This is a genomic window from Streptomyces sp. NPDC050422 (assembly GCF_044458665.1).
Lineage (GTDB): Bacteria > Actinomycetota > Actinomycetes > Streptomycetales > Streptomycetaceae > Streptomyces.
Genome location: NZ_JBITIE010000020.1, coordinates 110,122 through 123,989, shown reverse-complemented (window position 1 = coordinate 123,989; position 13,868 = coordinate 110,122). Strand labels below are relative to the sequence as shown.

The window sequence follows — 13,868 nt, the reverse complement described above, 5'->3', positions numbered from 1 at the left end:
TACCCGGAGTGGGACCGCCGTTGGCGGGTAGGCGGACGCGTAGACATGGTCAACGACCTCCCCTGCGTCGCCCTGGCGGGAGCACATGAACGAACAGGTCACCTCCCGACCAGCAGGCTGCCCCGGCGGGGAACGGCCCACGGAGGTCTTGCACAGCGCCGAGGTGTTCGACGGCGAGCCCGGCTGCATCGCGCAGGCCCGGGCCCTGGCCGACCGCTTCCTGGCGCGGCTCGCCGCCGAGTGGCTCGCGGTGTTCGGGGAGCACACCCGCAGCGATCTGATGCTGGCGGTGAGCGAACTGGTCACCAACGCGGACCGCTACAGCCACGGTCCGTACCTTCTGGAACTGGAGGGAACCGCCGAGCGCGTCACCGTCACGGTGTACGACAGCAGCACGGCGCTCCCGCTGTTCTACTCCCCCGACCCGACGCGCCCCGGCGGCCACGGCATGGAGATCGTCGTCGCCATCTGCGACCGGCTGACCGCCGAGCGGGTGCCGGTGGGCAAGCGCATCCGGGCCGAGTTCGAGCTGAGCAGCTAGGACCGACCGGGAATGGAGGGCAGCCCAGCGACGCCGCCCCTCGGTTCCCGGTCGGCCCGAGCGGCAGAGCCGTGGGGCGGGCGGGACGCCGCCCGCCCCACATCCAAGCTCAGCCCAGCGCGGGCGGGGCGTCGTCGGGCGAGGTGCCCCAGGCCGACGGCTCGCTGCCCACCGTGAAGGAGAGCGAACGGGCCGAGCGGATGTCGTCCGTGGTGAGGTAGGTGCGCGCCTGCTGCGCACCGTCGAGCCGGGCCGACTGGATGTAGCGGTCGGTGTCCGAGGCGCCGGGCGCGCTCACCGTGAGCGAGCCGCGCGGGTAGTAGCGCCGGTCGAGCTTGATGTCGACGCGCTCGAAGGCCGGTGTGGACAGGCCCCAGGTGTCGGTGCCCGGCTGAACCGGGAAGACGCCGATCGAGGACAGCACCATCCAGGCGGACATGGTGCCCAGGTCGTCATTGCCCGTCATGCCGGTCGGACCGTTGGTGAAGAGCGTCAGGGCGGCGTGGACGACATCGGTCGTCTTCCACGGCTGGCCGGTGGAGAGGTACGTGTACGGGGCGATGAGGTCGGGCTCGTTCTGCGGGTTGTACTTGTCGGCGTTGTAGTACGCGTACGGGCCGTTGACCCACACCTCACGCGCGGTCTTCGCCGGGTCGGCGAGGAGCTTGTCGTACGCGAAGAAGGAGTCGAGCCGCTGGTTGGCGGCGTCCTTGCCGCCGATCAGGTCGACCATGCCGGGGATGTCCTGCGGCACCATCCACTGGTACTGCCAGGACGTGCCCTCGTGGAAGCCCTCGCTCTGCGCCGGGTCGGCGGGGCCGGTGAAGGCGCCGGAGGCGTCGCGGGCGCGGAAGAAGCCGGTGGAGGCGTCGAAGATCTTCCGGTAGTTCTGGGCGCGCGCGTCGTAGCGGGCGGCGTCGGCGTCGTGGCCGAGGTCGCGGGCCATCTCGGCGAGCATGCCGTCGGACAGGGCGTACTCCAGGGTGGCGGAGGCGCCGTGGTCGTAGTCGGAGTCGCCGGGCTTGGCGTGCGGACGGTCCTTGATGTACGGGGCGAAGCCGTCCTTCAGGTACTCGACGTTGGCTTCGCGGCCGACCGGGGCGGAGTCGGTGGCCGGCACTCCGTCGGCGTTCTTCTTCAGGGCCCGGTACGCCTCCTCCTCGTACCCCTTCAGCAGTCCCTGCTGGTAGGCGTTGGTGAGGAAGGGGGTGACCGGGTCGCCGGTCATGATGTTCGTCTCGACGGTTCCGTAGCCCCACTTGGGCAGCCAGCCGCTCTCGGCGTCGATCCGCAGGACGGATATCGCCATGTCGCGGGACTCGCGCGGGGCGAGCAGCGAGAGGAGCTGGGCCTGGGTGCGGTACGTGTCCCAGAGCGACCAGTTCTGGTAGTACGTGAAGCCGTCTGCACGGTGGGTCTTCTGGTCCCAGCCGGTGTAGCGGCCGTCGACGTCACTGCCGACGTTGGGCGCGAGGAAGGAGCGGTAGAGGGAGGAGTAGAAGGTGCGGCGGAGTTCGTCGCTGCCGCCCTGGGCCTTCACGCCTTCGAGACGGTCCTCCCAGCTGCGCTGCGCGGCGCGCTCGACGCGGTCGAAGCTGCGGCCGCCCTCGGCGCGGAGGTTGAGCGCGGCGCCCTTGGCGTCGACGTAGCTCAGCGCGGTGGTCGCCTCGACGGTGCGGTCCTTGCTGGTGTCGAACCGCAGCCAGGCGCCGTTGCGGGCGTCGGTGGCGGAGGACTTCTTGGAGCCCTCGGTGACGGTGTCGCCGTTCCAGGTTCCGGAGGTGGTGAAGGGCCGGTCGAAGTGAGTGACGGTGTAGACCGTGTACGGCTTGGTGTCCTGGCAGAATCCGCTGCCCTTGATCGCGGTCCGCACGGTGCGGTTGTCGAGGATCTCGACCTCGGAGGAGAGCGTCCTGTGCAGTGACTGGCCCGCGTTGAGCAGGACGTTGGCCTTGTCGGTGGCCGGGAAGGTGTAGCGCTGCACGCCGGTGCGCTGCGTCGCGGTCAACTCCGCGTCGATGCCCGTCTCGAGTCCGACCTTGTAGTAGCCGGGGCTCGCCTTCTCGTCGTCGTGGCTGAACTCGGCCGCGTACTTCGCGTAGTCGGTCTCGGTGACCTCACCGGTGGTGGGCAGGGTCGGCAGGTCGCCGCCCAGTCCGCAGCCGACACCGGAGAGGTGGACCGAGGAGAAACCGCGGATGTGGTTCTCGCCGTAGTCGTACCCGGTGTTGTGGCCGGTGTCCGGGGAGAGCTGCACCATGCCGAAGGGCACGGAGGCGCCGGGGTAGGTGTTGCCCTCGTTCTGGGTGCCGATGAACGGGTTGACCAGGTCGGTCAGCCGGCCGTCGGTCCGGGGCGCGGCCTGGGCCGTGGCCCCGCCGGTGAGGACACCGCCCAGGAGCGCGGCGGCGGCGAGTGCGGCCGCCGGGCCGCGAAGGCGCGGCCGTGGGATCCGGTGCATGGGGATACTCCTTCGGACAACGTTGTCAGAGCGCGATCATTCTTGGTTCCCCGTTGATCCGCGTCAAGGGGTCGTACGAGACCGCCGTGGTCCGTCCCGCATGGGGACGGACCACAGCGGCATGAAAGGTCAGACCTTGGGGCAGCCTGCGACGACGCCCTGCGACGCGTCGTGGATCAACGCTTGTTGCGCGTCATGGACCCGCTTCACATCGGGCTTGACGACCTTGCGGTCGTAGGTGAGCAGACCGTTCAGCTCACCCTCCACATCGGAGATCTGCGTGTACACCGCACCGTTGCCGCCCTTGCAGGCCAGCGCGTGCACCTCGTCGAGCTTGGTCAGGTAGTCGTCGGTGTAGGTGGCCGGGTCGACCGCGATGTACGACTGCTGCACCGCCCAGGCGTGGCCGGGCACCGCGAGTCCGAGTCCGCCGTACTCGCCGCTCATCAGAGCCCGTCGCCCGTCCGGGGCCGGCAGGGCCGGACTCGGGTAGCCGTGCTCGTCGATGATGTCCCCGGTGCCGCCGTCGACGCCCAGGTTGATCCCCGACATGCTGTTGACCAGGCGCGTCGGGTCCCAGGCCTTGGCCTGGTCGGCGATCCGGGCCTCGTCGTACTGGCCCCAGCCCTCGTTGAAGGTGACCCACATGACGACGGACGGGTGGCCGGCGTGTTCGTCGATCATCTCCTTCATCTCGTGCTCGTACTCGGCGCGCGCTGCGGCCGACGGGTTGACGGTGTTCATCGCCGGCATGTCCTGCCACACCATCAGGCCCAGCTTGTCCGCCCAGTAGAACCAGCGGTCGGGCTCGACCTTGATGTGCTTACGGACCGAGTTGAAGCCCATCGCCTTGTGCATCTTGAGGTCGTACGCGAGTGCCTCGTCGGTGGGCGCGGTGTGCAGCCCGTCCGGCCAGAACCCCTGGTCGAGGGTGGCCATCATGAAGACCGGCTTGCCGTTGAGCATGGTGCGCGGGGTGCCGTTCACCTTCTCGACGGCGATGGACCGCATGCCGAAGTAGCTGCCGACCCGGTCGGATCCGACCGTGACCTCGAGCCGGTAGAGATGCGGATCGTCGGCGGACCACAGGTGCGGGTGCGGCACGGACACCTTCAGTGCCGATCCGGTCCGGCCGGTGACCGTACTCACCTTGCGCTTGCCGTCGTACGCGGTCGCCGTGACCGGCACCCCGTCACGCACACCGCGCACCTCGACGGCGACGTTCTCGCTCGCGACGTCCGGGGTGAGCTTCAGCGAGTCCGCGTGGTCGGCCGCGACCGGCTCCATCCAGACGGTCTGCCAGATGCCGGAGGACGGGGTGTACCAGATACCGCTCGGGTCCAGGCGCTGCTTGCCCATGGGCGGGTTCTCCCCGTCCCTGGCGTCCGTCGGGTCGTAGACGCCGACGATCAGCTCCTGGGTGCGTCCGGGCTTCAGCGCGTCGGTGACGTCCGCGCTGAACTTGTCGTAGCCGCCCTTGTGTTCGGTGACCTTGTGGCCGTTGACGTACACCTCGGACTGCCAGTCGACGGCGCCGAAGTTCAGCTGGAGCCGCTTCGCCGAGCCGACTTTCCAGTTCTTCGGGACCGTGAAGGTCCGGCGGTACCACATGCGGTCCTCGTGCCGTTCGATCCCGGAGAGCTGGGACTCGACCGGGTACGGGACGAGGATCTTCTCGCCGAGCTTCTTGCCGACCGGCGGCTGCTCCCCCGCCTTCGCCGCGGCGAACTCCCAGGAACCGTTGAGGTTCTGCCAGTTGTCACGGGTGAGCTGCGGGCGCGGGTACTCGGGCAGAGCGTTCTTCGGTCCGACCTCTTCGGCCCACTTCGTGCGGAGCTGGTACGTGGAGTGGTTGGGCCCGCTGGACCAGAAGGCGCCGACCGCCTTGCCGTCCGAGCCGGCCAGTGCGCCGTCCCCGTCGTAGCGGATGTCGGCCAGACCCGTGGCGTCACCGGCCTTGTTCCCGACGACCGGCTCCTTGAGGGCGACGGTCAGGCTGCGCGGGTCGGCCGGGTCCGCCTTGACCGCGCCGAGCGGCCACTCGGCGCCGCCGATCACGGCGTCGAGGTGGTTGACCAGACCGGCCGGGAGCGTGCCCAGCTGCTGGGCGAAGTCGAGCTTGAGGGTGCGGCCGTCGGCGAGCACGGTGGCGCCGATGGCACCGTCGTACGCGAAGTCGTCCGGCAGCCGGAAGGCGGACTGCGGTACGGGCACCTTGGTGCCGCCCGGCTCGGTCCACTTGAGATGGAGGTTGGAGCCGCCCTGGTGCTCGAAGAACTCGACCTTGAAGTCGTAGGCGGTCCCGGCGGTCAACTCGACCGGCTGGGAGGTCTGTTCCTTCTCCCAGTCGTCGACCCAGTGGTCGATGACCGGCTTACCGTCGATCCAGAGGCGGAATCCGTTGTCCCCGATCATGGAGAACGTATGGGCGCCGGACTTCTCCGGCACGATCTTCCCGGTCCAGCGGATGCTGGCGTCGTCTGCCTGCCCGGTCGCCGAGGTCAGCCGCGACTCCAGGGTCGGGAAGTCGATGGACGGGTCGAAGCCGGTGGCCTTGAGCGTCCCGAAGTCGAAGGCCCCCGGGGCGGACTGGGTGTAGTACTCCCCCTTCAGCCCCTGCACCTCGGTGGAGCCCCCGGAGTCCTGACCGGCCGCCGAGGCGGCCGGTACGGCGGACAGTCCGGCGGCCCCCACGGCGGCTGCCAGGAACAGAATCAGTCTCTTGTCGATGCGCACGGATCCTCCTTGGTGAGGAAGGGTGGCGGCTCGTTGCCACACGATGTACAACGTTGGAAGGAATGGCAGTTGGCATGACAGCACGCCGGATGCGGCGCTGTCCAGGTCCATGACAAGCCCCGGTGCGGAGCGGAGGAATTCCGGAGGAGCCCACGTCAGAGCCCCCGGCACGACGGCACGGACCGGATCGCCGCGCCGTGTTTCGGAGTGCCCGCAGGGGCGTCGGGCGGCGTGGATCAGACGAGTTGGTAAATGCTCTTGGCGACCAGCCACACTCCGACGAGCAGGGACAACGTGACGATCACCTGGTCCTGATGGCTCTCGGTCCAGTCGCGCAGCGCACCGAGTCCGGCCCGCGCCTTCGCGGGCCGGAACGTCGCGTACAACTCCATCGCGATCAGGCCGGAGGTGGCCAGCAGGCAGAAGGCCACCAGCGCCACGTACGAGCCGAGAGGTCAGATGCGCCTGGACGACCGTGGCGGCGCCCGCGGCGACCAGACCCCAGGGCTGCAGAATGACGCCCAGCCCCGCGGCGGTCCAACCGGAGGCACTGTCCAGTCTCCCCAGCCACTTGGGGGTCCGGTGCGGCCGCCCGCCGCCGGCCCGGCGCCGTTTCGATTCCGCGTAGAGCACCATTCCGATGCCCAGCGCCAGTTTGAGCGCCAGGGCGACCGTGGAGGGCGCGCTTCTGGGCGCCGGCGGCTTGCCACCGGTCAGCAGAATCACCGCGGCAAGCACCAGAACCAGACAGCCGAGCCACGCCAGGATGAACGCGATTCCCTTCCGGACGCCTCGGGGCGCGGAGAGCAGCAGGATGAACGCGCTGTTGTGCAGGGGCCCCACGTTGATGGCCAGGCCGATGATGACGAGGTCAAGAACCATCCGTGGTCCCCATCGTCCTCGGGGTGCGGGCACCGGGCCCGGCACCGATGGTCCTCGCGGTGGACTGCTGCATGTCCGGGCTCCTCGTGGCGGGGATAGGGCGGGGCAGGGTCGAACCGTTCTCCGTCGACTTCGTAACCCGTTCGCCGCTCCCCTGCCGCCGTACGTGCCGAACCGCTCACGAGACAGACCCGAAAGGCTCTGCCGCGCCCGCCCCGGCGCGCTCCTCATCCCCGGCCGGTACCCCCCGGCGGCCGGCGGGGGGCCTCGTCGAAGACGCAGTCGCCGCACAGCCCACCGCCCGGCACGCGGTAGTAGAGGCAACAGGTGCGCCTGCGGAACCCCGGCCCGTGCGGTGCGCCCGTATCGCGCAGATCCGGGTGGTCGAAGAGTTCTGCGGCCAGGGCGCGGGTGCGCGCGGCGACGTCCGGCCTGTCGTGGGTGCGAGCCCACGCGATCAGTGGGCGCACGGCTCCCGCCAGGGCGGATCCGGCGTTGCCCCACAGCAGCCGGGCCGGCACGGGGGTGTCCCGGCGTATCGCCTCACCGAGCGGCGCGAGATGGCCGTACTGGACGACGTCCCGGATCCGGGCGGCCGAGCCCGGAAGCACGGTTGCGCCACCGCACCACAGGTCGTCCGGGGCGGGCAGCCGGGGATCCCAGTGGAGGTCCTCGGCCCGCAGACCGGGGAAACCACCCGTGAGGGCCGCCGGACCCAGCGCGATGGACCACAGTCGCGCGGCGAGCCCGAGATGGGCGACGGAGGCGGCGACGCGCCGCTCGGCCGTCCCGAGCCGCTCCGCGACGGTGTCGATCCGGTGCGCGAGCGGTGCGCCCTCCCCCGCGTACAACCGTGCCAGCGCGAGGTGCCCGCCGTCCGGCACCGGGGCCGTCCGCAACGCGAAGAACCCGCCCGGACCTGCCTCTTCGTTCCCGTCCATCGCGCTGCCGCCTCCCGCTCCGCCGGCCACCCGGTGTGACGCCGCGGGCACCGGACGTACCGCGGCTCGCGGTTCACCGTATCCGTGCGGGATGATCGTTCTGACGTCGCCCGCGGGGAGGACTACCGTCGGGAGGAGGACACCGGGACCACTCCCGTACTACCAAAGCAGTATGCCAAATCGCCGTCTCAGGGACGACGACGCGGCGGCTTTGAAGGGAGATCGTGGTGTACATGAGTTCCCTCGCGCTGTCCGTGCTGCTGTCACTGGTCTCCGCGGTCGCCTACGCGGCCGGGGCGATCGTCCAGGAGCGCGTGGCCACGGCCTCCGACGGCCGCTCTCTCGCACCGCTGCGCAACCGGGTCTGGTGGGCCGCTGTGGCGCTCAACGGCGTGGGCGCCGTCCTGCACGTGGTGGCGCTGGCGTACGGTCCGCTCAGTCTCGTACAGCCGCTGGGCGCCCTGACCATAGTCTTCGCCCTGCCGATGGCCGCCCTCTTCGTACGCCGAAAGGCCGGGGCCACCGCTTGGCGCGGCGCGGTCATGGCGACCGTGGGGCTCGCCGGACTGCTGGCCCTGACGGGGAGTTCCGACGCGCAATCCCTGGGCGGGCCGCAGCAACTGATGCTCGCCATCGTGACGTTCGGCGCGGTGGCCGCGCTCATGCTCGTCGCGAAGGCCATGCGCCGGCCGGTGATGCGCAGCGTGGTCCTCGCCGCGGCCGCGGGGGTCGCCTTCGGCATCGCGTCGGTGTTCACGAAGACCGTGGCCATGCAGTGGACCTCGGGCTCGGTGGGCGCGGGCCTTCCGACGCTGCTGGTGATCGCGGCGCTCGCGGGGGCCGGGCTGTTGCTGTCCCAGGCGGCGTACCGCGGCGCGGGTCTGACGGCGCCGCTAGCCACGGTGACCGTTGTGAACCCGGTGGTGGCCGCCGCGGTCGGCATCACGCTGTTCGGTGAGCAGTTCCGGCACGGCACCGCGGGCACGATGCTCGCCCTCGTCTGCGGAGCTGTGGCGGCCGGCGGACTGATCATGCTCACCACGGAACGGATGAGCGCGGAGCGCCGCGAGGGCCGGCGGGCCCTCGATGCCGGCGAGCACCCGCAGGCCGCTGCCCCCACGGGCAGGACGTCCGCAGGGGCAACCGTCGTCCCGCCTTCACCAGGGCCCCTGCGCGCCGGCGCCCCCGGCGAGGGCGCGGGGGATTTCGCCGGGCCCGCCGGCTCGCCGGACCCCGCGGGCGCACCGACCGACCCGGCGGGCACGCTGCCGCGGCCGGTCCGGTCGACGACACCGGCCGTGGTGACCTTCAGCGAACCTGTGGGGCCGACACCGCCGGTGGCGGCCGCGGAAACGTTTCCCACCCCTCTGGCGCTGCCCGTGCGGATGCCCCTGGAGCGGCGGGTGGGGCAGGCGGAGTTCGGACCGGACCCGCGGCCGCTCGGCGACGGCTCGCGCAAGCGCGCGTCGACCGCGGGGTCCACCGCCTCCGCCGCCGCGGCCGGTGACCGGCCCGGCGTTCAGACCTTGACTCCGCCCGCCCTGAGGTAGGCCAGCGGGTCAACGTCCGAGCCGTAGCCGGGGCCCGTCCGGATCTCGAAGTGCAGGTGCGGCCCCGTGACGTTGCCGGTGGAGCCGGAGCGGGCGATCCGCTGTCCCCCGCCGACGTGCTGCCCCGAGCGCACGAGCAGCGACGACAGGTGCGCGTACTGGCTGTACTTGCCGTCGCCGTGCCGGATGACGATCTGGTAGCCGTACGCCCCGCCCCAGCCGGCCGAGACGACCGTGCCGGGCGCCACCGCCTTCACCGAGGTGCCGGTGGGCACGGGGAAGTCGACGCCCGTGTGGTAGCCGCTGGACCAGGAACCTGCCTGGTGGTACGGGGTGCCCGTGCGAGCCGCCACCGGGGCGGTGAGCCCGGAGTGCTTCTCTGCCCGCTCGGTCTTGCGGGCCTCGGTCTTACGGGTCTGCGTCTTGTGCGTCTCGGTCTGCTGGGGCTTCGGCTTCGCCTGCTGTGTCTGCTTCGGCTGCGCCGCCGGCTTGGGCTTCGCCTGCTCCGTGGGCCGGGCCGGCTTCGTGCGCTCGGGCTGCGCCGTCCTCGTCGGTGCGGGTGCGGCCTTCTCCTTGGCCCGCGGCTTGGGCTCGGCCTCCGCCCCCCGGGCAGCACCCTTGATCGTCCTCGGGGTCCCGGCCAGGTCCAGACTCAGACGCTGGCCCGGAAAGATCAGGTCCGGGTCGTCGCCGACGACCTTCTCGTTCGCCGAGTAGAGCCGCTGCCAGCCGCCCTCCAGGCGCCGGTCGGCCGCGATCCCGGAGAGCGAGTCCCCGCGTGCCACGGTGTACGAGTCGCGCTTGCCCGGCACCGTGGTCGGCGTGACCTTCTTCGTCCCCGCCTTCTTCGTCTCCGCCCTCTGCGGCACGGAGGCGCGGGACTCGGCCTTCTTCGGCGTCACGACCGCGGCCGTCCGCTCGGTCTGCGGGCTGATGTCGGGGCCGTCACCGCCCCGTGTCAGGCCCGCCTTCCCGGAACAGACCGGCCAGGCGCCCGGGCCCTGCCCCTCGAGGACCTTCTCCGCGATGGCGATCTGCTGGTCCCTGCTCGCCAGGTCGGCGCGCGGGGCGTAGTCCGTGCCGCCGTACGCCGCCCAGGTCGACCGGGTGAACTGAAGCCCGCCGAAGTACCCGTTGCCCGAGTTGATGTCCCAGTTGCTGGTGGATTCGCACGCGGCGACCTTGTCCCAGACATCACCTGACGCGGCGCCTGCCGACGCCGCGGTGATGAGCGGGAGGGCAATGCCCGCACCGCCCGCCGTGACCGTGAGCGAGACACGGTTCATGCGGCTCGGCTGGTATCTGCGGTGCCGTCCGTTCGCGGCCATGACTTGGCTCCCCCACTGGCAGTAGGACACGTCGCAAGCGGTCAACGTATGTGCAGACAACGGGTGATGACAAGAGCACAGCGAGTTCCGGCCACCGGTGTGGCCGGGCGGTCGGCACTCCGCCCCCGGCAATCACGCCCACTCATCGGGAGAGCGCTCTCCCCGGATGCTATAAATGCGCTCATGACGGATGACCCGCGACCGGTCGGTACACCCACGCTCGAGGATGTGGCGAGGGAGGCCGGCGTCTCCCGCGCCACTGTCTCCCGGGTGATCAACGGCGTACGGAATGTCGACCCCGTGATCCAGGACGCCGTGCGCCGGGCGGTCGATCTCACCGGCTACGCGCCCAACCGCGCGGCGCGCTCCCTGGTGACCCGGCGCACCGACGCGATCGCCCTGGTGGTGTCGGGTGCGGGTGTCGAGCCACAACCGGCCGACGACACGGGGCAGGCCGGGGCGGAGGCGGCCGACGACGACACCGGATCGTCCTTCACCGCACAGGTCTTCGCGGATCCGTTCTTCGGCCGGGTCGTGACCGGGGTGGTCAACCATCTGCGGCCGCGCGGCATGCACCCGGTCCTGATGTTCGCGGAGACGTCACGGGCCCGTGCGGACGTGGTCTCGTTCCTGCGTCAGGGCAGTGCGGACGGCGCGCTGGTCGTCTCGACACACGCCGCGGACCCGCTGCCCGGTCTGCTCGTGGACGCCGGACTGCCCGCGGTGCTGTACGCGCGGCCCGCCCCGCCGGTCCGCATCAGCTATGTGGACCTCGCCCACGGGGACGGGGCCCGGCTGGCCGCCGAGCACCTGCTGGACCGGGGCCGCCGCCGCATCGCGACCATCACCGGACCACTGAACGTACCGGCGGGCCAGGAGCGGCTGGCCGGCTTCCGCGACGCCCTGACTCGTCGCGGACACGCCCGCATCCCGATCGCCGAGGGGAGCTTCACCCAGGAGAGCGGCGAGGCCGCGATGGAGCGACTGCTGGCCGAACACCCGGACCTGGACGCGGTGTTCGCGGCCAACGATCTGATGGCGATGGGCGCCTGTCACGTCCTGCGGGAACACGGCAAGCGGGTGCCGGAGGACGTCGCGGTGGTCGGGTTCGACGACAGCAGTGCGGCGTCCGCCTGCCGGCCGCCACTGACCACGGTGCGTCAGCCGGTGGAGGCGATGGCCGCCGAGATGGCCCGGCTGCTGATCGACCGGCTGTCGAGCCCGGACCGGGCCGCGTCATCCGTGATCTTCGAACCGTCGCTGGTGGTGCGGGAGTCGGCCTAGACCGGCGACTCACTGTCCGGGGGGGGTGTTGTGCCGGCCGGACGCCCCGGACAGGATCGAGTCGTCGACGTGCTACTTGATCGGGGATCCTTGTGAGTCTGACCGACCGGATACTTCCGCTTGCGGGTGTCGCTCTCGGAGCGCTCATGTCGTTCCTGGTGAGCAGCCTGAACGAGCGGGCGAGGTGGCGCAGGCAGCAGTCGGTGCGGTGGGACGAGCACCGTTTGAAGGCCTACGCCGAGTACGCCCACGCCGTGAAGGACCTGGCGGCCCGCTACCACATGATCGCCGCCGCCCGGGGCCTGGTGTCGGGGCCGATGGAGCTGGAGCCGACGCCCGAAGTGCTCATCGAGCTCGGCGAGCTGGAGTCCCGGCGTTCCGCACTGTCCGAGACGCTCGGGCTCCTCGGTGACACCGAGGCGAACACCGCCTCGAAGACGCTGGACCACTGCCTCTGGCGGCTGGAGTGCCTGGCCCGGGGTGTCACCACGGAAGTCGAACAGAACTGGGACCAGGCCCTGCAGGAGTTCCGCAGCGCCCGGTCCCGGTATGTGGAACACGCCCGGGCCGACCTCGGCGTACCGGGGGCCGTCGCCCGGGACGTGACCTGGCCGGCCGCGTGGCGCCCCACCTCCCGTTCGTCGCCCTCGTCATGACCCCGCATGACGCCGCCGCGGTCCCGCGCTACCGCGGACGGTGCGGCCCCGCCTCACCCCGTCGCGTCCGGCGCCGCGCCTGAGCGTCCCCTCCCCCGTACCGCGTCCGCGGCCGTCCGGAACCCCGGCGCTGCGCCGGGCTGCGGATCGGGGGACGGGCGGCTGCCGCCCCTGGCCAGGAAGTCGGACAGCGGCAGCGTCGCGGCGCCGACCGTCACCGCGTCGGGGCCGAGGCGGCCCAGCTCGATGGTGGTACGGGCCACGGCATGGCGGAGCGCGTACTCCTGCGCGTAGCGGCGGATGTCGGGCAGCAGATGCGGGCCGATCAGCAGGCCCGCCCACCCGCCGAGGAGAATGCGCTCGGGCAGGAAGAGGTTGATCAGGTCGCCCAGCGCCGCGCCCAGGCACGCGGCGGTCTCGTCGAGCACGGCGACCGCCAACGGGTCGGGTTCGCCGTCGGAGCCGGGGTAGGCGGCGGCGAGCAGCGCGGCGAGCGCGGTCTCGTCATCGACGTCGGCGGGGAGCGGGCCGCCCGCCTCGTGCCAGCGTTCGCGCATCGCCTCGGCGCCCGCGTACGCCTCCAGGCAGCCGATCGAGCCGCACCGGCAGCGGCGGCCGCGCAACTGCACAGTGGTGTGGCCCCATTCGAGGGCCATGCTGCTGCGGTCCTCGTCGAGCAGGCCCCCGTGGTTGACACAGGCGCCGACGCCGGAGCCGATGAGGGCGATGGCCGAGGCCCCCGCGCCGCGTCCGCCGCCGAACCACATCTCGGCCTGGCCGAGGGTCTTGGCGCCGTTGTCGATGAAGAACGGAACCTCCGGGGGGATCCGGACGGCGTCGCGGAGCAGCCGCTCGAAGGGGACGGCGCTCCAGTCGATGGTCTGGCCGTGGACGACGGCCCCCACGTCCCCGACCGCCCCGTCCGGTGCGTGGCGCTCGATGATGCCGGGGACGCCGATCCCGATGCCGAGAAGCCGGTGCGGATCGGCTCCGGCGTCCCGCAGTACGTCGGCGACGCCGCTGCGGACGTGGCCGACGATGCGGTCGACGTCGTAGCCGTGCTGGGCCAGCAGCCGTTCGGTGCGGGCGAGTTCGGTGAGGGCGAGATCGAAGAGCTCGACCCTTATCCGCGTCTCTCCGATGTCGATGCCGACGAGGAGGCCGCCCCCGGGGGCGACGCGCAGCAGCGTGCGGGGACGGCCGCCGTCGGAGTCGACGACGCCGGCCTCCTCGAGGAGGCCCTCCGCGGCGAGTTCCGCGACGACGTTGCTGATGGAACCTGAACTCAGCCCCGTCGCGGGACCGAGCTCCTGACGGCTCAGCGGGCCGTCGAAATACAACCGTTGCAATACCCTCGCCCGGTTGCCCCGTCGCAGGTCACGCACGGTCCGTCTGTTGCGCTCAGCCATGTGGCTCCTTCCCTTCCCGCAACATACCGCGACCGCGGGACTTGACGCGACCTTCACTCACCTCTTAAATCACGTCATAA

At 71.3% G+C, this 13,868-nt stretch carries 10 protein-coding genes and 1 pseudogene; 4 read left to right on the top strand and 7 right to left on the bottom strand.

Annotated features, from left to right (window positions below; all coding sequences use genetic code 11):
• Positions 1 to 85 precede the first annotated feature (85 nt).
• Entirely contained in the window at positions 86 to 541 is a 456-nt protein-coding gene (locus ACIBJG_RS29470; protein WP_399312005.1) for an ATP-binding protein, read from the top strand.
• Between the two features lie 109 nt (positions 542 to 650).
• Here the strand turns inward: ACIBJG_RS29470 and ACIBJG_RS29465 are convergent, their stop codons facing one another.
• The 5 genes and pseudogenes from ACIBJG_RS29465 to ACIBJG_RS29445 form a co-directional block, all read right to left on the bottom strand.
• Positions 651 to 3,002: a GH92 family glycosyl hydrolase gene (locus ACIBJG_RS29465; protein WP_399312004.1), complete on the bottom strand. Its 2,352-nt coding sequence runs from the start codon at positions 3,000 to 3,002 to the stop codon at positions 651 to 653.
• A 129-nt stretch (positions 3,003 to 3,131) separates the two neighbouring features.
• Entirely contained in the window at positions 3,132 to 5,738 is a 2,607-nt protein-coding gene (locus ACIBJG_RS29460; protein ID WP_399312132.1) for a PA14 domain-containing protein, read from the bottom strand.
• Between the two features lie 236 nt (positions 5,739 to 5,974).
• On the bottom strand, positions 5,975 to 6,178 hold the full coding sequence (locus ACIBJG_RS29455; RefSeq protein ID WP_399312130.1) for a GAP family protein: 204 nt from the start codon (positions 6,176 to 6,178) through the stop codon (positions 5,975 to 5,977).
• A 73-nt stretch (positions 6,179 to 6,251) separates the two neighbouring features.
• Positions 6,252 to 6,620: pseudogene (locus tag ACIBJG_RS29450) on the bottom strand (GAP family protein); the annotation flags it as partial.
• A gap of 227 nt (positions 6,621 to 6,847) precedes the next feature.
• Complete coding sequence (locus ACIBJG_RS29445; RefSeq protein WP_399312003.1) at positions 6,848 to 7,561, bottom strand: (2Fe-2S)-binding protein; 714 nt, start codon at positions 7,559 to 7,561, stop codon at positions 6,848 to 6,850.
• A gap of 224 nt (positions 7,562 to 7,785) precedes the next feature.
• Here ACIBJG_RS29445 and ACIBJG_RS29440 point away from each other — a divergent pair, with 224 nt between their 5' ends.
• A complete protein-coding gene (locus tag ACIBJG_RS29440) occupies positions 7,786 to 9,111 on the top strand; it encodes a DMT family transporter (RefSeq protein WP_399312001.1) in 1,326 nt (441 codons plus the stop codon).
• Here the strand turns inward: ACIBJG_RS29440 and ACIBJG_RS29435 are convergent.
• Positions 9,081 to 10,439 (bottom strand): transglycosylase family protein, encoded by a 1,359-nt coding sequence (locus ACIBJG_RS29435; RefSeq protein WP_399311999.1) that lies wholly within the window; start codon positions 10,437 to 10,439, stop codon positions 9,081 to 9,083. The two genes, ACIBJG_RS29440 and ACIBJG_RS29435, sit on opposite strands and share 31 nt — an antisense overlap.
• A gap of 183 nt (positions 10,440 to 10,622) precedes the next feature.
• Here ACIBJG_RS29435 and ACIBJG_RS29430 point away from each other — a divergent pair, with 183 nt between their 5' ends.
• On the top strand, positions 10,623 to 11,723 hold the full coding sequence (locus ACIBJG_RS29430) for a LacI family DNA-binding transcriptional regulator (protein ID WP_399311998.1): 1,101 nt from the start codon (positions 10,623 to 10,625) through the stop codon (positions 11,721 to 11,723).
• Between the two features lie 146 nt (positions 11,724 to 11,869).
• A complete protein-coding gene (locus ACIBJG_RS29425) occupies positions 11,870 to 12,379 on the top strand; it encodes a hypothetical protein (RefSeq protein WP_399311997.1) in 510 nt (169 codons plus the stop codon).
• 53 nt (positions 12,380 to 12,432) lie between these two features.
• Here the strand turns inward: ACIBJG_RS29425 and ACIBJG_RS29420 are convergent, their stop codons facing one another.
• On the bottom strand, positions 12,433 to 13,788 hold the full coding sequence (locus ACIBJG_RS29420; RefSeq protein ID WP_399311995.1) for an ROK family protein: 1,356 nt from the start codon (positions 13,786 to 13,788) through the stop codon (positions 12,433 to 12,435).
• Positions 13,789 to 13,868 lie beyond the last annotated feature (80 nt).

Bases quoted from the DNA above. Each gene is read 5' to 3' on its own strand.
- ACIBJG_RS29470 (WP_399312005.1), top strand. From the start codon at position 86: ATGAACGAACAGGTCACCTCCCGACCAGCAGGCTGCCCCGGCGGGGAA.
- ACIBJG_RS29430 (WP_399311998.1), top strand. From the start codon at position 10,623: ATGACGGATGACCCGCGACCGGTCGGTACACCCACGCTCGAGGATGTG.
- ACIBJG_RS29465 (WP_399312004.1), bottom strand. From the start codon at position 3,002: ATGCACCGGATCCCACGGCCGCGCCTTCGCGGCCCGGCGGCCGCACTC.
- ACIBJG_RS29435 (WP_399311999.1), bottom strand. From the start codon at position 10,439: ATGGCCGCGAACGGACGGCACCGCAGATACCAGCCGAGCCGCATGAAC.
- ACIBJG_RS29420 (WP_399311995.1), bottom strand. From the start codon at position 13,788: ATGGCTGAGCGCAACAGACGGACCGTGCGTGACCTGCGACGGGGCAAC.
- ACIBJG_RS29425 (WP_399311997.1), top strand. From the start codon at position 11,870: ATGTCGTTCCTGGTGAGCAGCCTGAACGAGCGGGCGAGGTGGCGCAGG.
- ACIBJG_RS29445 (WP_399312003.1), bottom strand. From the start codon at position 7,561: ATGGACGGGAACGAAGAGGCAGGTCCGGGCGGGTTCTTCGCGTTGCGG.